At 49.2% G+C, this 19,100-nt stretch carries 20 protein-coding genes; 17 read left to right on the top strand and 3 right to left on the bottom strand.

The window, feature by feature from the left end; all coding sequences use genetic code 11:
* Positions 1 to 12 precede the first annotated feature (12 nt).
* The gene (locus DW835_RS03730) at positions 13 to 1,200 is read left to right on the top strand and encodes an N-acetylmuramoyl-L-alanine amidase (RefSeq protein WP_243037039.1); all 1,188 of its coding nucleotides are present in this window, start codon (positions 13 to 15) and stop codon (positions 1,198 to 1,200) included.
* Here DW835_RS03730 and DW835_RS03725 read toward each other — a convergent pair.
* Positions 1,175 to 2,221 carry an acyltransferase gene (locus DW835_RS03725; RefSeq protein WP_118730710.1) on the bottom strand — a complete coding sequence of 349 codons (1,047 nt, stop codon included), beginning with the start codon at positions 2,219 to 2,221 and terminating at the stop codon, positions 1,175 to 1,177. The genes DW835_RS03730 and DW835_RS03725 overlap by 26 nt on opposite strands.
* A 182-nt stretch (positions 2,222 to 2,403) precedes the next feature.
* Between DW835_RS03725 and ychF the strand changes: the two genes are divergently transcribed.
* From ychF to DW835_RS03670, 11 genes are all read left to right on the top strand, one after another.
* Positions 2,404 to 3,501 carry a redox-regulated ATPase YchF gene (ychF, locus tag DW835_RS03720; protein ID WP_022312568.1) on the top strand — a complete coding sequence of 366 codons (1,098 nt, stop codon included), beginning with the start codon at positions 2,404 to 2,406 and terminating at the stop codon, positions 3,499 to 3,501.
* Positions 3,502 to 3,767: 266 nt separating this feature from the next.
* Complete coding sequence (gene lgt, locus DW835_RS03715; protein WP_243037038.1) at positions 3,768 to 4,643, top strand: prolipoprotein diacylglyceryl transferase; 876 nt, start codon at positions 3,768 to 3,770, stop codon at positions 4,641 to 4,643.
* Between the two features lie 299 nt (positions 4,644 to 4,942).
* Complete coding sequence (mraZ, locus tag DW835_RS03710) at positions 4,943 to 5,374, top strand: division/cell wall cluster transcriptional repressor MraZ (RefSeq protein ID WP_118730743.1); 432 nt, start codon at positions 4,943 to 4,945, stop codon at positions 5,372 to 5,374.
* A 35-nt stretch (positions 5,375 to 5,409) separates the two neighbouring features.
* Positions 5,410 to 6,339, top strand: coding sequence for a 16S rRNA (cytosine(1402)-N(4))-methyltransferase RsmH (rsmH, locus tag DW835_RS03705; protein WP_118730742.1), 930 nt, complete (start codon positions 5,410 to 5,412; stop codon positions 6,337 to 6,339).
* Positions 6,340 to 6,372: 33 nt separating this feature from the next.
* Positions 6,373 to 6,828 (top strand): cell division protein FtsL, encoded by a 456-nt coding sequence (locus DW835_RS03700; RefSeq protein WP_118730709.1) that lies wholly within the window; start codon positions 6,373 to 6,375, stop codon positions 6,826 to 6,828.
* Positions 6,829 to 6,846: 18 nt separating this feature from the next.
* Positions 6,847 to 9,108: a penicillin-binding protein 2 gene (locus DW835_RS03695; protein WP_243037036.1), complete on the top strand. Its 2,262-nt coding sequence runs from the start codon at positions 6,847 to 6,849 to the stop codon at positions 9,106 to 9,108.
* Positions 9,109 to 9,180: 72 nt separating this feature from the next.
* Positions 9,181 to 10,980 carry a penicillin-binding transpeptidase domain-containing protein gene (locus DW835_RS03690; RefSeq protein WP_118730708.1) on the top strand — a complete coding sequence of 600 codons (1,800 nt, stop codon included), beginning with the start codon at positions 9,181 to 9,183 and terminating at the stop codon, positions 10,978 to 10,980.
* A gap of 124 nt (positions 10,981 to 11,104) precedes the next feature.
* Positions 11,105 to 12,013 carry a sigma-E processing peptidase SpoIIGA gene (locus DW835_RS03685; protein WP_118730707.1) on the top strand — a complete coding sequence of 303 codons (909 nt, stop codon included), beginning with the start codon at positions 11,105 to 11,107 and terminating at the stop codon, positions 12,011 to 12,013.
* Entirely contained in the window at positions 11,973 to 12,710 is a 738-nt protein-coding gene (sigE, locus tag DW835_RS03680) for an RNA polymerase sporulation sigma factor SigE (RefSeq protein ID WP_022313471.1), read from the top strand. Before DW835_RS03685 ends, sigE begins: the two co-directional genes overlap by 41 nt.
* Before the next feature lie 174 nt (positions 12,711 to 12,884).
* Positions 12,885 to 13,166, top strand: a complete 282-nt coding sequence (locus tag DW835_RS03675; protein ID WP_182430226.1) for a hypothetical protein — start codon at positions 12,885 to 12,887, stop codon at positions 13,164 to 13,166.
* A gap of 39 nt (positions 13,167 to 13,205) precedes the next feature.
* On the top strand, positions 13,206 to 13,754 hold the full coding sequence (locus tag DW835_RS03670; RefSeq protein WP_118730705.1) for a VanZ family protein: 549 nt from the start codon (positions 13,206 to 13,208) through the stop codon (positions 13,752 to 13,754).
* Here DW835_RS03670 and sigG read toward each other — a convergent pair.
* Positions 13,744 to 14,523, bottom strand: coding sequence for an RNA polymerase sporulation sigma factor SigG (gene sigG, locus DW835_RS03665; RefSeq protein WP_118730704.1), 780 nt, complete (start codon positions 14,521 to 14,523; stop codon positions 13,744 to 13,746). The two genes, DW835_RS03670 and sigG, sit on opposite strands and share 11 nt — an antisense overlap.
* A 162-nt stretch (positions 14,524 to 14,685) precedes the next feature.
* Here sigG and DW835_RS03660 point away from each other — a divergent pair, with 162 nt between their 5' ends.
* From DW835_RS03660 to DW835_RS03650, 3 genes are all read left to right on the top strand, one after another.
* Complete coding sequence (locus tag DW835_RS03660) at positions 14,686 to 14,919, top strand: YlmC/YmxH family sporulation protein (RefSeq protein WP_022313474.1); 234 nt, start codon at positions 14,686 to 14,688, stop codon at positions 14,917 to 14,919.
* A gap of 53 nt (positions 14,920 to 14,972) precedes the next feature.
* Entirely contained in the window at positions 14,973 to 15,437 is a 465-nt protein-coding gene (nrdR, locus tag DW835_RS03655; protein ID WP_022313475.1) for a transcriptional regulator NrdR, read from the top strand.
* A 123-nt stretch (positions 15,438 to 15,560) separates the two neighbouring features.
* Positions 15,561 to 15,944, top strand: a complete 384-nt coding sequence (locus tag DW835_RS03650; RefSeq protein WP_117464759.1) for a hypothetical protein — start codon at positions 15,561 to 15,563, stop codon at positions 15,942 to 15,944.
* A 44-nt stretch (positions 15,945 to 15,988) separates the two neighbouring features.
* Here the strand turns inward: DW835_RS03650 and DW835_RS03645 are convergent, their stop codons facing one another.
* Positions 15,989 to 17,320 (bottom strand): polysaccharide biosynthesis protein, encoded by a 1,332-nt coding sequence (locus DW835_RS03645; RefSeq protein ID WP_118730703.1) that lies wholly within the window; start codon positions 17,318 to 17,320, stop codon positions 15,989 to 15,991.
* Between the two features lie 136 nt (positions 17,321 to 17,456).
* Here DW835_RS03645 and nifS point away from each other — a divergent pair, with 136 nt between their 5' ends.
* Complete coding sequence (gene nifS / locus DW835_RS03640) at positions 17,457 to 18,635, top strand: cysteine desulfurase NifS (RefSeq protein ID WP_117464761.1); 1,179 nt, start codon at positions 17,457 to 17,459, stop codon at positions 18,633 to 18,635.
* A 26-nt stretch (positions 18,636 to 18,661) separates the two neighbouring features.
* Positions 18,662 to 19,099, top strand: coding sequence for a Fe-S cluster assembly scaffold protein NifU (gene nifU / locus DW835_RS03635; protein WP_022154150.1), 438 nt, complete (start codon positions 18,662 to 18,664; stop codon positions 19,097 to 19,099).
* The last annotated feature ends 1 nt before the right edge of the window (position 19,100 follow it).

The raw sequence follows: 19,100 nt of genomic DNA, 5'->3' as shown, positions 1-19,100 counted from the left end.
ATCGGAGGAGTAATGAGTAATAAGGAAATGCTTCATAGAAAACAATATAGGATAGCGGCGGTAGTGGCCGGTCTGGCGCTTGCAGTAAGTATGACAGCCTGTGGTGCACAGAAAGGGACTGAGGGGACGGAAAGCGTGGAAACTATGGAAAACGTGGATCCTGTGGTTCCCGAGAGCGTAGCAGCATCCGTGGAAACAACAGAAAATGAGAAAAACGCAGAGGAATTCGGTAGAGAAACGCTGGCGGAAACGTCTGTGCCGCAAGGGGCGGCGAATAGTGCAGGACATGAAATGGTGACTTCGGGGACCGACAAAGTTCCTGGGGGAGAGGTTGCGGTGTCACAAAGCGGTATGCCGACAGAGGCCGCAGGCAGTCAGACAGAAACGGTAGCCGGTCAGCCGGAGGCTATACAGAACCAGCCGGTGGAATATACCGACTTACAACAGATCACTCTGGATCCGGACTGGGAATATGCGGATCATTCGAAGATCAATACCGGGGCGGCGGTATTGTACCGGACACCGGAGGAGTGTGGACGAAAGGGAATCATTATCGGAGTGAATGCGGGACATGGCACCGCCGGTGGGGCCAAAGTAAAGACGCTGTGCCATCCGGACGGTTCGGACAAGACTACGGGAGGCAGTACGGCAGCGGGAGCTACGGAAGCTGCGGCAGTGTCCGGAGGCATGACATTTCAGGACGGGACACCGGAGCGAACGGTTACTTTGCAGATGGCACAGATCCTGCGGGACAAACTGTTGGCCTCCGGCTATGATGTACTGATGCTCAGGGACGGAGAGGATGTGCAGTTGGACAATGTGGCCAGGACCGTGATCTGCAATAACGTGGCAGACTGCCATATCGCACTGCACTGGGACAGCGGTGACGGCAAGAATTACGACAAGGGATGCTTTTACATCTCTGTGCCGGAAGTACTGAAGAGTATGGAACCGGTGGCATCCCACTGGCAGCAGCACGATGCTCTGGGAGCGGATCTGGTGGAAGGGCTGCGGGGACAGGGAGCAACGATCTATGGAAAAGGAAACATGAGCATTGACCTGACCCAGACTTCTTATAGTACGATCCCTTCCGTGGATATGGAACTGGGAAATGCATATTCCGATCACAGCGATGCTATACTGGATCAACTGGCGGAAGGATTGCTGCAGGGGATTAACGTTTATTTTCAACAGCAGTAAGATTGGACAAAGCGGCAATGCATTGATCGGAGATGAACTTCAAAAGAAATCCCAGCACTGCCATCAGCAGCAATTCAACGAGAAACAAACCTAAAACACCCACCATACCGCGCATATAGGGAATAGCCCTCGGAGTGATAAAATAGATAATGATATGGTGGACCAGAAATACTTCATAAGAGTAGTTACTTATCGTACGGAGAAATCGGCCGTTTCCTTTTTCGAGAACCGGTTCCAGGCATGCAGCGGAAATCCAGAAGGCAACGGCCAGTATCGTTATTTTCAAACCGGTGCTGATGGGAAGTGTAAAAGGGCACAGAACAAAGAAAATCACCACCGGCAGGGATAAGAAAATCCATTTAGGATTGAATTTTTCATGATAATAACCAATCATCATACCGATTACGAACTCGTAGCCCTTCAGGAAGAAGTTCATATGGATGGGGACGGAGAAATCGTAATGAAATAAAACAATCAAATAAATCCCGGTAGCGATGATAAAAAAGAACTTTTCACTTTTTATCATAAAAAATCGAAGCAATGGAAAGATCAGATACAACAGAATAAGACATCCCAGAAACCATTCTCCGATGGTAAGGGAAAAGGTGCTGATCCCGTGCATGCTGACCCAGGAATCCATTCCAAGAAAAGTAAAAACAATTCTCCACGCAGGAATTCCTTCAGGAAAAATATTGTGGACGGAATGGCTCTGGAAAAGGAGAAACAGGAAATAAACAATGTAAAGTATATAAAAGGGAATCAGGATGCGCAGAAATCTTTTCTTATAATATGTTGCGAGGCTGAAGTTCTCCTTCGCGGTATAGGAGAGACTGGCACCGGATAACATGAAAAATACAGCAACACCCAGGGTTGCCAGATGCATATTGCTGTTGGAAAACAGAGGATTGAGTCTCTCTACAGGACAGATTCCGGAGAGATAGAGCTGAAAGAGCAGATGATAAAAAATAATGAAGCAAAAGCAGGTACATCTAAGCAAATCAAAATAACGTATTCTTTTCATTAATTTTTCCTCTTTGGTTTATGATATTGCATATTATAGCATATTTTTATTTCGAAAGAAAAGTATTTAGGTGTTTGAAAAAAACACATATTATGCTATAATTTTAGATTATATTGTTCAATTAATAAACAGAAAGGCAAAAATTCCGTTTATAGAGGGATTTTTGAACGGGTAAAGATAAAATGAAGCTGGGTATCGTAGGTCTTCCCAACGTGGGAAAGAGCACACTTTTCAATTCCCTGACCAAGGCGGGAGCAGAATCCGCCAACTATCCCTTCTGTACCATCGACCCTAACGTGGGTGTGGTAACAGTTCCGGATGACAGACTGAAAGCACTGGGCGAGATGTATCATTCCAAGAAGGTAACTCCCGCAGTGATCGAATTCGTGGATATCGCAGGTCTGGTAAAGGGTGCCTCCAAGGGTGAGGGACTGGGCAACCAGTTCTTAAGCAATATCCGTGAAGTGGATGCTATCGTACATGTGGTAAGATGTTTCGAGGATCCTAATGTCATCCATGTGGACGGCAGCGTGAACCCTCTGCGTGATATCGAGACCATCAATCTGGAGCTGATCTTCGCAGATCTGGAAGTACTGGAGAGAAGACTGTCCAAGGTAGTCAAGGCAGCCAGAATGGACAAGACCTATGCCAAGGAGCTGGCACTGCTTGAACGTATCAAGGAGCATCTGGAGAGCGGTAAGATGGCAAAGAGCCTGGATGTTACCGATGAGGATGAACTGGCTCTGTTAAAGGAATACAATCTGTTGACTTATAAGCCTGTGATCTATGCAGCCAATGTAGCCGAGGATGATCTGGCAGATGACGGCGCATCCAATGAGATGGTGGCAAAAGTAAGAGAGTTCGCAGCCGGTGAACACAGTGAGGTATTCGTGATCTGTGCACAGATCGAGGAAGAGATCTCCGAGCTGGATGATGATGAGAAGGCAATGTTCTTAGACGACCTGGGATTAAAGGAATCCGGTCTGGAGAAACTGATTAAGGCAAGCTATCATATCTTAGGTCTGATGAGCTTCCTGACTGCAGGAGAGGATGAGACCAGAGCATGGACCATCAAGATTGGCACCAAGGCACCTCAGGCAGCCGGCAAGATCCACTCCGATTTCGAGAGAGGCTTCATCAAGGCAGAAGTAGTAAACTACAAGGATCTGCTGGAGCAGGGCTCTCTGGCCGCTGCCCGTGAAAAGGGTCTGGTCGGTATGGAAGGCAAGGATTATGTGGTGCAGGACGGCGATGTGATCCTATTTAGATTCAACGTGTAATACTAAGATCCGCAATAGACAGATTACGAGACTGCTTGCAGGCAGAGTAATCTGTCTATTAGCGGATCAAACATACATGAGCAAGTAGGGCGATAGCCCGGAATGCGAATGTATGTGTCGGATTCGGGAGCGCGAAGCGCGCAGAAGCCGGATAGTATATGCATATGAGCAAGTAGGGCGATAGCCCGGAATGCGAATGTATGTGCCGGATTCGGGAGCGCGAAGCGCGCAGAAGCCGGATAGTACCAAGAAAGGAAATAAATATTATGATGAATGCAGGAGATATTGCATTTCCCCATTTAGGCATTTACCTGGAGAATGTTCCCAGAAGCTTTTCCGTATTCGGTTTCGAAATCGCCTTTTACGGCCTGATCATCGGAATCGGGGTACTGGCAGGCATTCTGATGGCGGTGCATCAGGCAAAGGTGACAGGAGAAAATCCGGATACGATCTGGGATTTCGCCATTTATGCCGTGATCTTTTCCGTGATCGGAGCCAGAATCTATTACGTGGTCTTTGCCTGGGACTATTACAAGGACAATCTGTTAAGCATTTTCAATACCCGTAACGGCGGTATGGCGATCTACGGCGGTGTGATTGGAGCATTCCTGACACTGCTCATTTATTGCAGGATCAAGAAGATCAACCCGTTCCGGCTGGGAGATCTGTGTGTGCCGGGGTTGATTCTTGGACAGATCATCGGCCGCTGGGGTAACTTTATGAACCGTGAAGTATTCGGGGAATATACGGACAGTTTTCTGGCCATGCGGCTTCCTATCGAAGCTGTGCGCAGCCGGGATATTTCTGAGAATGTAGCAGCTCACATTATCGATGGGACTAATTACATTCAGGTACATCCCACTTTCCTCTACGAGAGCCTGTGGAATCTGATGATCCTGATCCTTATGCTGGTGTACCGCAAGCACAAAAAGTTCGAGGGTGAGATCTGTCTGCTGTACTTCGGCGGCTACGGACTGGGTAGATTCTGGATCGAGGGTATCCGGACAGATACCCTGTTTATCCCCGGAACGACCCTCGCCGTATCACAGGTATTATCCCTGTGTATGGTGATTTTTGCAGTGGTAACGGATGTTATTGTGCGTCTCCGCCTGAAAAAACAGCCGAAGGTGGAAAAATATTAAAAATATTTAAAAATTTATTAAGAATATCGAAACAGGAGCAAATACATAGATATTGTGTTTGCTCTTATTTTTATACCAGATATTGTAGCAAAAAGCGCCTTTGCCGTATGACAAGGCGCTTTTTTACGTGGTGCTGTCGAAAAAAGCTACTTGATTTCTCTTGTAAAATACCCTATTTTAGTATAAAATCATAATAAAAGTGGGAGAAAGTGGAGGTAAGTGCCACAAAGTGGTAGATTTTTAGAAAAATGACCTCCTTTTCGTGGCAGTCCCATTTTGGATGAATGGTGGTGAGTGCGATGTTTATGAGCGAGTACAACCATACGTTAGATACGAAAGGCAGGTTGATCATTCCGGCGAAATTCCGAGAAGTCTTAGGAGAGGAATTTGTGATTTCCAAGGGAATGGATGGCTGCTTATTTGTGTATGCCAACGATGACTGGAATGCTTTTGAACAGAAGCTGACCTCATTACCTCTGATCAATAAAGAAGCAAGACAATTTGCCCGTTTCTTCCTGGCCGGTGCAGCTATGGTAGAAGTGGACAAGCAGGGAAGAATCCTGTTGCCGGCAGCACTCAGAGAGTTCGCTGGACTGGAAAAGGACGTGGTACTGGTCGGCGTCGGCAGCCGTGTGGAGATCTGGAGCAAGGATAAATGGGAGAATATGAACTCCGATACCGATATGGATGAGATCACCAGCGCCATGGAAGGACTGGGACTGACCATTTAACGGGTGAAAAACGTGACCGAGAAAGGATGACCGTCGTGGAATTCAATCATTATTCTGTGATGCTGCATGAGACCATTGAACAACTGAATATTAACCCGGACGGCATCTATGTGGACGGAACTTTAGGTGGAGGAGGACATGCCTACGAAGTATGCAGCCGCCTGAAAAACGGACATTTCTACGGCATTGATCAGGATGATGCAGCAATCGCAGCAGCATCCGCAAGATTGCAGCCGTTTGGAGATAAAGTGACCGTAATCCGCAACAATTATGTGAATGCAGTGGAGGCCCTCAGAGAATATGGTGTCACCGGCGTGGACGGAATCGTGCTGGATCTGGGAGTATCTTCCTATCAGCTGGATACCGAAGACCGAGGATTTTCCTATCGGTTTGATGCCCCTCTTGACATGCGGATGGATCGCAGGCAGACCCTGACAGCGAGAGATATCGTCAACAATTATTCCGAGATGGAACTGTATCACATCATCCGGGATTACGGTGAAGATCCTTTTGCCAAGAATATAGCGAAACACATTGTGAAAAACAGGGTAGACAAACCCATTGAGACCACCTTTGAATTAAATGAGATCATCAAAGCCGCAGTCCCGGCAAAGATGCGACAGAACGGACATCCTTCGAAACAGACTTTCCAGGCAATCCGTATCGAATGTAATCAGGAACTGGAAGTACTGAAAAAGGCGCTGGACGAGCTGATCGATCTGCTGAATCCCGGCGGAAGGTTCTGCATTATTACCTTCCATTCCCTGGAGGACCGGATCGTGAAGAACGCATTCCGCAGGAATGAGAATCCCTGCACCTGTCCGCCGGAATTTCCGGTGTGCGTATGCGGTAAGGTCTCCAAGGGAAAGGTGATCACCAGAAAACCCATTCTTCCCAGTGTGGAAGAACTGGAAGTAAACAGCAGATCCAAGAGTGCAAAGCTCAGGGTATTTGAGAAAAAATAAAAGACTTTAGTAGTGAAAGCGGGGAGAAAGAGTATGGCACAGAGAAGAAGAGTAAGCAATACTCCTTACATATATGATAATACAGCAAGAGACTTACAGATCCGCAGGCAGATGGAGGAGCCTCGGAGACAGATGTCTCATGAGACGAGAAAAAACAGAGAAAAAGCAAGACATATGAGCATCGGCTACGTCACCTTTCTGATGGGAGCATTGATTGCCTGTGCCTTCTGTCTGGTAAATTATATCCAGATGCAGTCGGAGCTGACCACCAAGATCACTGAGGTGTCCAGAATGGAGAGTGAACTGAACTCTCTGAAGCTGTCAAACGATGAAGAGTACAGCCGGATTACCAGCAATATCAATCTGGAAGAAGTCAAGAGAATTGCCATCGGCGAACTTGGAATGACCTATGCTGCCGAAGGACAGGTAATCACCTACGCAAGCAGCAGCAACGACTATATGCGTCAGGCGGATACCAGCCAGAACTAAGTCTGGGAGGCAGAAAGCGTGAAGGAACAGAAGCCTAAGAAATTTTCCATAAAGATGCAGAAAAAACTTTTATGCCTGTATGCCCTGATCATACTGGCATTTATTCTGCTGTCTGTCCGACTGTCCTGGATCGTGAAAGCGGATGGAGCGACTTACGAAAAACAGGTTTTGTCGCAGCAGAAATATGATTCCGTGACATTGCCATTTCGCCGCGGGGATATCGTGGATGCCAAAGGAACGAAACTGGCAGTCAGCGAGAAAGTATATAATCTGGTCATTGATTCCTATGTAATGTTAAGCCGTGAGACTTATCTGGAACCGACGATGGAGGCGCTGTCCGCAAATTTCCCGGATCTGGATATGACGGCAGTGAGACAGTATGTGATCAGTCATCCGGATTCTTCCTGGTATGTCCCTCTCAGAAGGCTGACCTATGATCAGATCAGCGGTTTTCAGTCGGCAGCACTGGAGGACAGCAAGATCAAGGGCGTCTGGTTCCAGGAAGAATACAAGAGAGTCTATCCCAATGGTTCCCTGGCGGCGGACGTGATCGGATTCTCCAGATCGGACAACGAAGGACAGTACGGACTGGAAGAGTATTACAATGATGTGCTGAACGGAACCACCGGAAGAGAGTATGGATATCTGAATGATGATGCCAACCTGGAGCGGACCATCAAACCGGCCGTGGACGGCAATACGATACACAGTACCATTGATGCCAATATCCAGGGTATTGTGGAGAAATATCTGAAGCAGTTTAACGAGGAACATAAGGATGCGGTACATCCCGGCAACGGTGCGGAGAATGTGGGCTGCATCATTATGGAGGTTAATACCGGTAATATTCTGGCCATGGCAAGTTATCCGACCTATGACCTGAACGATACCAGGAATACGGACGCCCTTTTGGGATCCCGTAAGATCGAGATGGTGACCAATGCCAACGGTTATGATGTTCTGACCAAGACAGATACCTATTTTACGCAGGAAGACATTGATGCCTTAACGGATGACGAATTGCTGGACAACCTGAATTACCTGTGGAAGAATTATTGTATCTCCACTACTTACGAGCCGGGTTCCACAGCAAAACCGTTTACTGTGGCGGCAGCACTGGAGAGCGGTGCTATCACCGGCAACGAGCACTATCAGTGTAACGGATCTCTGGAAGTCGGCGGACATACGATCAAGTGTCACAGCTATCGTTCCGGCGGTGAAGGAGATGTATCCGTACAGGATTCCATTGCCTGGTCCTGCAACGTGGCGCTGATGAAGATTGCAGCTACTTTGGGAAAAGAAGAGTTTGCCAAATTTCAGCAAACCTTTAACTTTGGATTAAAGACTAACGTGGATCTGGCAGGAGAAGCGAGAACGGCAAGCCTCCTGTTCCCGGTGGATCAGATGGGCAGTGCCGATCTGGCTACTAACAGTTTCGGACAGAACTTTAATGTAACAATGATCCAGATGATCACGGGATTCTGTTCCCTGATCAACGGCGGTTACTATTATGAGCCTCATATGGTGGATAAGATCACCAATTCCAGTGGAGCTACGGTACAAAACATTGAGCCCAGAGTGTTACGGCAGACCATTTCTGAGAGTACCTCGGCGAAGATCAGACAGTACTGCCGAGCTACCGTAATGGAAGAGGGTGGTGACCGCAGAACCGGTAGAACCGCAAGACCTGCAGGTTATGCCATCGGTGGCAAGACCGGTACCGCAGAGACCATTCCCCGTAAAAACGGTGAGTACGTAGTATCCTTTATGGGATATGCACCGGCGGATGATCCCCAGATCGCTATCTATGTGGTCGTGGATCGTGCCAATGCATCTCCGCAGGATGATGCGAAGTTCGCAACCGGTATTGTACGAAATGTTCTGACGGAAGTATTGCCGTACCTGAATATTTTCATGACGGAGGAGCTGTCTGAGAAGGAGATCCAGGAGCTGGCAGAAAAACAGATCGAGATCACCAATCAGTATACCCAGAAGCCCGAGGACGGTGAAGATCAGAATAATGGTGACGGAACCGGCGACGGACAGACCGGAGACGATCAGACGGGCAGTGGTGATGGAACTGGCGACGGTCAGGGCGGTGATGATTCAACACCTTCCGAGGATTGGAGAAATTATCCTGTGGATCCGGCCACCGGTTATCTGGTAAGCCCTATTGACGGTGGGCTGATCGATCCTGTCACGGGAGCTGATGTCGGCGGTGAGGATTCCCTGGGAGACAGCCCGGTCAACAATAATCTGCTGAACCAGCAGAATGAATAGTAAGGTAATCTGACGAATAGCCTCACAGCAAGAGCAATAAAATGTAAAAAGCTCTTGTTGTGAGGTTTTTTTATGGCAGATCATCAGAATCGTTTTTTTCACCGAAAGAAGATCATGACCATATTTTTCGTATGTGCGGCAGTGCTCTGCGGACTGTTGGGAAGACTATTGTATCTGATGGTATGGCGGGCGGAATATTATGAGGAAGCGGCCACAAGGCTGCACGAAAGAGAGCGCAGCATCAAGGCGGCGAGAGGACGGATCCTGGACCGTAACGGGGTCGTGTTGGCGGATAACAAGACTGTCTGTACCGTATCGGTGATCCACAACCAGATTGAGGAACCGGAGCAGGTGATCGCCATACTGGTGAAGGAACTGGGAATCTCCGAGGAAGAGGCCAGAAAGAGGGTAGAAAAATATTCTTCCATTGAGCGGGTGAAAAGCAACGTGGATAAGACCGTGGGAGACCGGATCCGGGAATATGATCTGGCCGGGGTAAAAGTGGACGAAGATTACAAGAGATATTATCCTTACGGAGATCTGGCCAGCAAGGTGCTGGGCTTTACCGGAGGAGACAATCAGGGAATCATCGGACTGGAAGTAGTATATGAAGAGATCCTGCAGGGGGATCCGGGAATGATCCTGACGATCACGGACGCCAAGGGGATCGAGGTGGATACGGCAGGGGAGCGTCGGGTGGAACCGGTGCCGGGCATGGATCTTCGTATCAGCATCGACCGGAACATCCAGGAGTATGCCACACAGCTGGCGGCGCAGGCCTGTGCCACCAAGGAGGCGGACAGTGTTTATATAGTGGCTATGAATCCGCAGAACGGCGAGATCCTGGCTATGGTGAATTATCCGGAGTTTGATTTGAATGACCCTTATACCTTACCGGAGCTGACGGAAGTGAAGGAGGACGGCAGCATTGTGGCGGTGGACCCGGCCACACTGACGGCGGAACAGAAACAGGAAAAGCTGAATGCCATGTGGCGAAACGGCTGTATCAACGACACCTACGAACCGGGATCCACCTTCAAGATCATCACGGCCGCTGCGGGACTGGAGGCGGGAGTGGTGACCCCGGAAAGCACCTTTTCCTGCCCCGGATTTATCATCGTGGATGACCGTAAGATCCGCTGCCACAAGATTGCCGGGCATGGCAGCCAGACTTTTGTACAGTGCATGGAGAACAGTTGTAACCCGGCATTGATTTCCGTCGGCCTGCGGCTCGGTGTGGACAATTACTACCATTATTTTGAACAGTTCGGCCTAAAACAGCGCACTGGCATCGACCTGCCGGGAGAAGCTGGGACTATCATGCATAAAAAAGAGGATATGGGAAATGTGGAGCTGGCTACCGTGGCTTTCGGGCAGTCTTTCCAGATCACAGCAATCCAGCTGCTGACCACGGCGTCCTCCATTATCAACGGCGGCAACCGGATCACCCCGCATTTCGGCATCGAGGCGCTGAACCGTGACGGGGAGGTGGAAGAGACCTTTTCCTATCCGGTGCAGACGGGGATCGTCTCGGAGGAGACTTCGTCTACTATGCGCTACATTCTGGAAATGGTAGTGGCGGAAGGCTCCGGCAGAAACGGTCAGGTACAGGGCTTCCGCGTCGGCGGCAAGACTGCAACCAGCCAGACCCTGCCCAGAGGAAGCGGACGTTACATATCTTCCTTTATCGGCTTCGCTCCGGCGGATGATCCCCAGGTCATCGCCATTGCTATTATCAATAATCCCCAGGGCATCTACTACGGGGGGCAGGTGGCAGCACCGATCATAAGGCAGCTGTACGAAAATATTCTGCCCTATCTGGGACTGGAGAAGACCGAAGAGCCGGAGGAGACAGCGGAGCCCGGGGAGTGATGGCGGTCGCAGACTTCCCCAGGGACGATGTCGAAAACGATGGAAAGAAAAAGGTTCCGGCGGATGAAAATTTGACAAAATCCGCTGATGCCACCCTTTATAATGTTTCTGAAGGAGGGGTGTGATGCATTATGAACTCTACTTAGACAGTCTGTTCCTCCTGAATTTCGGGATGAATCTGCTGCTGCTTTGCCTGGTGGATCACAGCATGGGCCACACTGCCACGTGGTACCGGCTGCTTGCGGGAGCCGTGGTCGGAGCGGTCTGGTATCTGTTTCCTTTTTTATGGAAAGGAACAGCCGCCGGGAAGCTGTTGCTTTGTTTTCTGCCGGGGACAATACTTATGCTGTATGTGACATTTCACATTCGCAGCCTTGGGACGTTGTGGAACTATTTCCGAAAACTGATGCTGTCCACCTTCCTGATCGGAGGCATTCTGGCGGCACTGCTTCGGGGATTCCCGATGGGAAGAAATTATCTGCCTGGGATCGGTATGACCCTGGGAGTCGGAGCATTCTCCGGCTGGATACTTGTGCGGGGGCGCAAAAAGGAAGCGGAACAAGCCTGCTATTGTGAGGTAATGTTACAGGGAGCGGAGGGACCGTTGCGCATTCATGCATTGGTAGACTCCGGCAATACCCTGACCGAACCTATCAGCGGAGCACCGGTATCGGTGCTGGACGCACGGATATTTTATCGGCTGTGGCCGGAGGGACTGCCTGGATTCCGGGTGATTCCTTATCACAGTGTAGGGAAAAAGAGCGGGATCCTTAAGGGATATCCGGTGCCGCAGATGACGCTCATACAGCAGGGTGTGGAACGAGAATACAGAAATGTATACCTGGCAGTGAGTGAGGAGATCGCGGGAGAAGAGATCCCGATGCTGTTACCTCCTGCGCTGTTGCAGGAGACGAACAAAGCACGGAGGAAGAAGGAAAAAATAAAAGAGCCGGACGATCCGGCAAGGCACAATGTGGCAGATAGGAGTAAATATGGTCTTAAAGATAGCAATACCGGGAAAAATGCAGTTTAAAATGATGCGCAGGGAGCCTTATCTGCTGCACCGGAAAGGAGATGTCCACTATATCGGTGGCGCGGAGGTACTGCCGCCGCCCCTGCCCAGTGAGCAGGAGAATCAGGTGATCGGTGATCTGGGGACGGAATACGAGGATGAGGCGAAAGCCATCCTGATCGAACATAACCTGCGTCTGGTGGTCTACATAGCCAAAAAATTCGATAACACCGGTGTAGGGGTGGAGGATCTGATCTCCATTGGCACCATCGGACTGATCAAGTCTATCAACACCTTCAATCCGGAGAAGAATATCAAACTGGCAACCTATGCTTCCCGGTGCATTGAAAATGAGATACTGATGTATCTGCGCCGGAATAACAAGACGAAAATGGAAGTCTCGATTGACGAGCCGTTGAATGTAGACTGGGACGGCAACGAGCTGCTGTTGTCGGATATTCTGGGGACGGATGAGGATGTGATCTATCGCGGTATAGAGAATGAGGTGGAGCGGAAGCTTCTCATGAATGCCGTGAGCAAATTGTCCAAGCGGGAGAAGACCATCGTCAGACTTCGATTCGGACTGGGGACAGTGGACGGACAGGAGATGACCCAGAAGGAAGTGGCCAATCTGTTGGGAATCTCACAATCCTATATTTCCCGACTGGAGAAAAAGATCATGCGGCAGCTGAAAAAGGAGATCAGCCTGCATATTTGACTTTGCATTCGGGACGGATACATGATACTATATAACATGTGCAGAATTGTGGGAGCTGCGTGGCAACAGAGCAGTTCGTGAACCATATAATACAGACAGGATAGTTTTCAGGTAACGGAATCGGAAGTAACCAAAAAGGACAAATACATGATACAGCGTGATGATATATTATCAATGGAATATTTAAAAAAGACGGAATTCACCGGATGCCACCAGGGGATGCGTTACCGTCTGGAGCAGACTGAGGATCCGGAAGGTGGCAAAAAGCTTCTCGTGACGGTCTGGCCGGAGCCCTTTAACTTTTTAAAGACACCGGAGGAGAAGAAGCAGAGGGCCATGTTCTCCTTTGACGAGGACGGTGTGGTGGACGCGGTTGGCTGGATGAACGACAGATTATTTGAGAATAAGAAGCTATGGGATGAGGCCCCTTCTCACTGGGACACTTATCAGATGTGAAACGGGAATTTTAAGAGACAGATATAGGATGAAGAAAGAATGATTTGGAAATATATAATAAGGGATCTGAACGGTGCCATACAATATCTGCCCTATGGTGTGATGGCCGGTGCCGTCATGGGACTGATCCTGAATGCAATGAATGCCAGGAGGGAGCGGAAGGGAAAAGAAGCCTTTCCGATGGCAGGTCTCATGGTGTTTTCTTTGTACCTCATGATCATACTGGTGATCACTTTTTTCTCCAGAGAGGATGGCAGCCGGAACCGTGCCATGGATCTGGAGCTTTTCTCCACCTGGGGGATCAATACGAGAAATAACGCCTTCGTGGTGGAAAACGTGCTGCTTTTCATCCCGTATGGCTTTGCATGCCCCTGGGCATTTCCCTGGCTTAGGGGATTTTTCAGGAACATCTTTGTGGCTTTTGTGACCAGCCTGGGAGTGGAGACTTTCCAGCTCATTACCGGCAGAGGTTATTTTCAGATCGATGATATCCTGACCAACGTGCTGGGAGGAATCATCGGATACTGGATGTTTTGGCTGGTGTATCATACGTTACAGAGAATACGAGGATCAAGGTCTATGCGGTAAGATAGCCTCGCATAGCTTTCAATGCATTTTTTTCGAGACGGGAGACCTGGGCCTGGGAGATGCCGATCATGTCGGCGACCTCGGTCTGGGTCTTTCCTTCGAAAAAGCGCAGAGAGATGATATGACGCTCTCTGTCGTTCAGACGTTTCATGGCTTCACTGAGGGAGAGATGTTCCACCCACGTCTCTTCCTTATTTTTTTTGTCACTGATCTGGTCCATGACGTAGAGGGTGTCACCACCGTCGGTGTAGACCGGTTCGTAGAGGCTCATGGGATTCTGCATGGCATCCAGGGCATAGACGATGTCCTCCTTGGAGATACCTACTTCTGCGGCAATCTCTTCCATGGTGGGCTCCTTCAGATTTTTCCTGGTCAGGGTATCGCGGGCGTAGATTGCCTTGTAGGCGGTGTCCTTCAGAGACCGTGAAACACGGATACTATTGTTATCCCGTAAAAATCTGCGTATCTCACCGATAATCATTGGAACCGCGTAGGTGGAAAATTTTACACCCAGCGTGGAATCAAAATTGTCGATGGCCTTGATCAGACCGATACAACCGATCTGGAACAGATCGTCCACATTTTCCGCACTGCCGGAAAAGCGTTTGATCACGCTCAGGACCAGACGCAGGTTGCCTTCGATGTAGGTCTCTCTGGCGGCGGTATCTCCCTCCCGGATCTTTGCGAAGAGAGCTTCCTTGTCCGTTGCCTTTAGCAAAGGCAGTTTTGCTGTATTGACACCGCAGATTTCTACTTTTCCCTGTACCATAGAGACCTCCCAAGTTTTCTGAATCGTTGCTGATTTTTGATAACTACAGTATTCACAGGAGAGTCAGTGACTATACCGGCAAGAAAGATTTTCCAGTTTTTCCCGAACGGGAAACGGAGCGGTATCATATAATAAATAGAAAGAAAACGGGAGGAGCAGAGTATGCTTTTTTCCGAGTTAAAATGCAAAGATGTAATCAATGTCAGAGACTGTAAAAAGCTGGGGCATGTATGTGATCTGGAGTTCGATGAGTGCAGCGGATGCATCTGTAAGATCATGGTGCCGGGATGCAACCAGTGGCTTTCATTTCTGCGCTGTGAGCCGAATATCGTCATCCCGTATAAGGACATCAGACAGATTGGACCGGACATAATTTTAGTTGACATTAACTGCTGAATCTTCTATAATCTTAACATAAATAACACGTGGTTTTTATAAGGAGGATGCCTATGAAATGTCCGTTCTGTAGCCATGAAAATACCAGAGTCATCGATTCGAGACCGGCGGAAGATAACAATTCCATTCGCCGTCGCCGTGTGTGTGATGAATGCGGCAAGCGATTCACCACTTACGAGAAGATCGAGACGATTCCGCTGATCATTATTAAAAAGGATAATAACAGAGAGGCCTATGACCGTGCCAAGATCGAGGCAGGGGTGCTCAGAGCCTGCCATAAACGTCCGGTCAGCGCACAACAGATCACGACTTTGGTGGATGAGGTGGAGAACGAGATTTTCAACAGGGAAGAACGGGAGATCCCCAGCGGCACCATCGGTGAGCTTGTGATGAATAAGCTGAAAGATCTGGATGCGGTAGCTTATGTAAGATTTGCTTCTGTATATCGGGAGTTCAAGGACGTGAACACCTTTATGGATGAATTAAAGAGTGTCCTGAATGACAAGAATCACAATTAAGTTCCGGAAGACTTAAGTTTTCGTAAAAACAGTCGATATTATAACTGAAAATACAGCCAGATAAAGCTGGAATTTCGCATGGCATGTGCGATATAGAAAAAAGAAGGACAAGGAGGTGAATACATGGGAATCGGCGGAATAGGCGGAGTGAACAGGATCAGCGGAATCGGTAGAATGCAGGATTACAGCATACAGATGCCGCAGCCGGCGAAGACAGTGATCGTGGAAGAGACCGGGGCAGAATCCCATGTAGCATCTTCGGAACAGATAAATTCCGGGAATCCCGGTGCGGCGAAGGAGAAAACTCCGGTTCAGGAGAAGAAATCCAACGCAACGTTAGAGGACATCTCCATTACGTTCCACAAACAGGACGATTTCGGCTACATTGGCAGGAACAGCGATATCCATTCCTTGGATGTGGAGAAGGCGATCTCCGATATGCGTAAGGACCAGATCTTACAGCAGTACCAGTACTTTGTGGGAAGCAAAACGGTATTTACAGAATAGTTACCTCCGTCTGTCAGGCGTAAGCATGACACCGGAGGTATTTTTTAATTTTTTCGGAAGAAGTGATACAGACAGAAAAAATAGATTCCGGCAAGTACCAGCTGGCTGACCAGAATCCCCCACAGATATCCCTGCATACCGATCACGGGAATGGCAAAAAATACGAACAACAGCCGGATTAAAAGGCAGACCACGTTGGAGAAAAAGATCCGTCCCGCCATGCCAAGCCCCTGCAAAATGCTGGAGAGAGTGGTATCCAGATACAGAAAAGGACAGATGAAGCCCAGAGTCACGATAAAATGACCGGCCAGTTCACTGTGGAACAGTTCCGTTCCCATCCAGTCACCCAGAAACAGAAAGCCGCATAGACAACAGGCACCCATGAGACTGCAATACTTTACGGTGCGCAGGGTGGCGTTTATGACGGCTCCACGGTCTCCTTTGGCATGATTTTCGGAGATGGTGGGGAGGAGAAGGACCGCCACGGAACTGGTGAGAGCATTGGGAAAAAAGATCATGGGCATGGCCATACCGGTGAGTACGCCGTATACACTTAAGGCTGTGGTGGTATCATAACCGTAGAGCAGAAGCTTCTGGGGAATGGAGACAGCTTCGATGCTCTGCAAAATATTCAGAACGATACGATTGGCGGTCAGGGGCAGTGCCATGCCCAACAGATCCCGGTAGACCGCGGAAGAAGGACAGATATTTTGCAGGGAAAGAACAGAGGCATCCGGATACAGGTGTATGTACAGGCAGATCAGAGCGATCAGCATGGACAGAAGCTCGCCGACGGTCAGACCTAAGACGGCCGCATTGATGGAGGGGGTGCGCCCCTCAGACAGATCGGCTCCGGTGACGAGAAAGACACAGCCGACTCTGGCCAGCTGCTCCAGAAGCTGCGTGAGGGCAGGAACGGAAGCTTTCTTTTTTCCATAGAAATAGCCGTTGATGCAGGCATGCAGCGCGGCAAAAGGAATAGAGAAGGACAGAATCCGCAGCATGGATATGGTACGGGCTTCTTTTAACAGGAAGGTTCCTATGGGTTCTGCGGCGAGAAACAGGACAGCATTGACTCCAAGGGACAGAGGGAGCGTGATGCTTGCCCCGGTCAGCAGCGTTTTCAGGTCATCGGAACGCCGCCCCGCAGTATTGGCGGCAACGAATTTGGAGATGGCGGTCTGGTAGCCGGCAGCTGTCAGGGAAAAGGAGAGAGACAGTGCGGGACTGAGCAGCTGATAGATCCCCATTCCTTCTTCTCCGAAGAGCCTGGACAGGTAGATCCGGTAGAAAAAACCGATGATGCGGGTGATAAGACCGGTGATCGTCAGAATCAGAGTACCGAAGATCAGAGGATGACGTTTGGCATGCTTCATAGCTTTTCGTTGGATCCTTTGCAGATAAAAGATCTTGCAAAAGTATATTCCATCCACCTTGTTGACAGAACTGCGCGGTGAATGCTATCATGAATAACAGTGAAATAAGCATGAAAATATGCGGAAATGAGGCAATATGATATATTTAGATAATGCAGCAACTACCAAAACGGCACCGGAGGTCGTGGATGCGATGCTTCCGTACTTCAGTGAATACTACGGCAATGCCAGCACCATCTACAGTCTGGGTGCCGAGAGCAAGAAGGCCATGGATCATGCCCGCCAGACCATCGCAGACAGTCTGGGTGCAAAGCCGGAAGAGATCTATTTTACTGCCGGCGGTTCCGAGTCCGATAACTGGGCGCTGAAAGCTACCGCAGAAGCCTATGCTTCCAAGGGAAAACATATCATTACCACGAAGATCGAGCATCATGCCATTCTTCATACCTGTGAGTATCTGGAGAAGCGAGGCTTTGAGATCACTTATCTGAATGTGGACAGAGACGGACTGATCAGTCTGGACGAGCTGAAGGCAGCCATTCGCCCTGACACGATTCTGATCAGTGTAATGTTTGCAAATAACGAGATCGGAACCATCGAACCCATTGCCGAGATCGGTGAGATTGCGAAGGAGCACGGTGTATTGTTCCATACCGATGCGGTACAGGCGTATGCACAGGTTCCCATCAATGTGGATGAAATGCACATCGACATGCTCAGTGCCAGCGGCCACAAATTAAACGGCCCCAAGGGTATCGGCTTCTTATATATCCGCAAGGGTGTGAAGATCCGTTCCTTTGTACACGGCGGAGCACAGGAGAGAAGCCGCAGAGCCGGTACAGAGAACATTCCTGGTATCGTGGGACTGGGTGCTGCTGTAGAGCGCGCTATGCGTATTATGGATACCAAGACCCGCAAGGAGATCGAACTGCGGGATTATCTGATCGAACGTCTGGAGAACGAGATCCCTCACTGCTGGCTGAACGGTCACCGCACGAAAAGACTTCCGAACAATATCAACTTCTCCTTCCTGTTCATCGAAGGAGAATCCATGTTGATCATGCTGGATATGAAGGGCATCTGCGCTTCCAGCGGTTCCGCATGTACTTCCGGATCTCTGGATCCTTCCCATGTACTGCTGGCTATCGGCTTAAAGCATGAGGAAGCACACGGCTCCTTGCGTCTGACCTTATCTGAGGAAAGCACGAAGGAAGAGATGGACATCGTGGCGGAAGAAGTGAAGAAAATCGTACAGAGACTGCGGGATATGTCTCCTTTATATGAAGATTTCCTGAAAAGCCAGAAGAACAACTAAGTGAGAAAGAAGAGGATAACAGATACATGTACAGTGAAAAAGTAATGGACCACTTTCAGAACCCCAGAAATGTAGGGGAGATCGAGGATGCCAGCGGCGTAGGTACCGTGGGCAATGCAAAGTGCGGAGATATTATGAGAATGTTCCTGGACATTGACGAGAACGGGATCATCCGGGAAGCAAAGTTCAAGACCTTCGGCTGCGGCGCTGCCGTAGCTACCAGCTCCATGGCTACCGAACTGGTAAAGGGTAAGACCATTCAGGAAGCATTACAGGTAACGAACAAGGCTGTAATGGAGGCTCTGGACGGACTGCCGCCCGTAAAGGTACACTGCTCACTGCTTGCGGAGGAAGCGATTCATGCAGCACTGTGGGATTATGCAGAGAAGAACCATATCACCATCGAAGGACTGCAGAAGCCCAAGAATGACATCAGTGAGGGCGAAGAAGAGGAAGACTATTAAG

Origin of the sequence: Clostridium sp. AM34-9AC (assembly GCF_003480225.1) — a bacterium.
GTDB classification, from domain to species: Bacteria; Bacillota; Clostridia; order Lachnospirales; family Lachnospiraceae; genus Acetatifactor; species Acetatifactor acetigignens.
Note: the sequence above shows the minus strand (reverse complement) of the source record. Positions and strands in the feature narration are given on the sequence as shown.

What these genes read in the sequence shown, in the direction of transcription:
- DW835_RS03730 (WP_243037039.1), top strand. Translation starts at nt 13, where the DNA reads ATGAGTAATAAGGAAATGCTTCATAGAAAACAATATAGGATAGCGGCG.
- DW835_RS03725 (WP_118730710.1), bottom strand. Translation starts at nt 2,221, where the DNA reads ATGAAAAGAATACGTTATTTTGATTTGCTTAGATGTACCTGCTTTTGC.
- ychF (WP_022312568.1), top strand. Translation starts at nt 2,404, where the DNA reads ATGAAGCTGGGTATCGTAGGTCTTCCCAACGTGGGAAAGAGCACACTT.
- lgt (WP_243037038.1), top strand. Translation starts at nt 3,768, where the DNA reads ATGATGAATGCAGGAGATATTGCATTTCCCCATTTAGGCATTTACCTG.
- mraZ (WP_118730743.1), top strand. Translation starts at nt 4,943, where the DNA reads ATGTTTATGAGCGAGTACAACCATACGTTAGATACGAAAGGCAGGTTG.
- DW835_RS03700 (WP_118730709.1), top strand. Translation starts at nt 6,373, where the DNA reads ATGGCACAGAGAAGAAGAGTAAGCAATACTCCTTACATATATGATAAT.
- DW835_RS03690 (WP_118730708.1), top strand. Translation starts at nt 9,181, where the DNA reads ATGGCAGATCATCAGAATCGTTTTTTTCACCGAAAGAAGATCATGACC.
- DW835_RS03685 (WP_118730707.1), top strand. Translation starts at nt 11,105, where the DNA reads ATGCATTATGAACTCTACTTAGACAGTCTGTTCCTCCTGAATTTCGGG.
- sigE (WP_022313471.1), top strand. Translation starts at nt 11,973, where the DNA reads ATGGTCTTAAAGATAGCAATACCGGGAAAAATGCAGTTTAAAATGATG.
- DW835_RS03675 (WP_182430226.1), top strand. Translation starts at nt 12,885, where the DNA reads ATGGAATATTTAAAAAAGACGGAATTCACCGGATGCCACCAGGGGATG.
- DW835_RS03670 (WP_118730705.1), top strand. Translation starts at nt 13,206, where the DNA reads ATGATTTGGAAATATATAATAAGGGATCTGAACGGTGCCATACAATAT.
- sigG (WP_118730704.1), bottom strand. Translation starts at nt 14,523, where the DNA reads ATGGTACAGGGAAAAGTAGAAATCTGCGGTGTCAATACAGCAAAACTG.
- DW835_RS03660 (WP_022313474.1), top strand. Translation starts at nt 14,686, where the DNA reads ATGCTTTTTTCCGAGTTAAAATGCAAAGATGTAATCAATGTCAGAGAC.
- nrdR (WP_022313475.1), top strand. Translation starts at nt 14,973, where the DNA reads ATGAAATGTCCGTTCTGTAGCCATGAAAATACCAGAGTCATCGATTCG.
- DW835_RS03650 (WP_117464759.1), top strand. Translation starts at nt 15,561, where the DNA reads ATGGGAATCGGCGGAATAGGCGGAGTGAACAGGATCAGCGGAATCGGT.
- DW835_RS03645 (WP_118730703.1), bottom strand. Translation starts at nt 17,320, where the DNA reads ATGAAGCATGCCAAACGTCATCCTCTGATCTTCGGTACTCTGATTCTG.
- nifS (WP_117464761.1), top strand. Translation starts at nt 17,457, where the DNA reads ATGATATATTTAGATAATGCAGCAACTACCAAAACGGCACCGGAGGTC.
- nifU (WP_022154150.1), top strand. Translation starts at nt 18,662, where the DNA reads ATGTACAGTGAAAAAGTAATGGACCACTTTCAGAACCCCAGAAATGTA.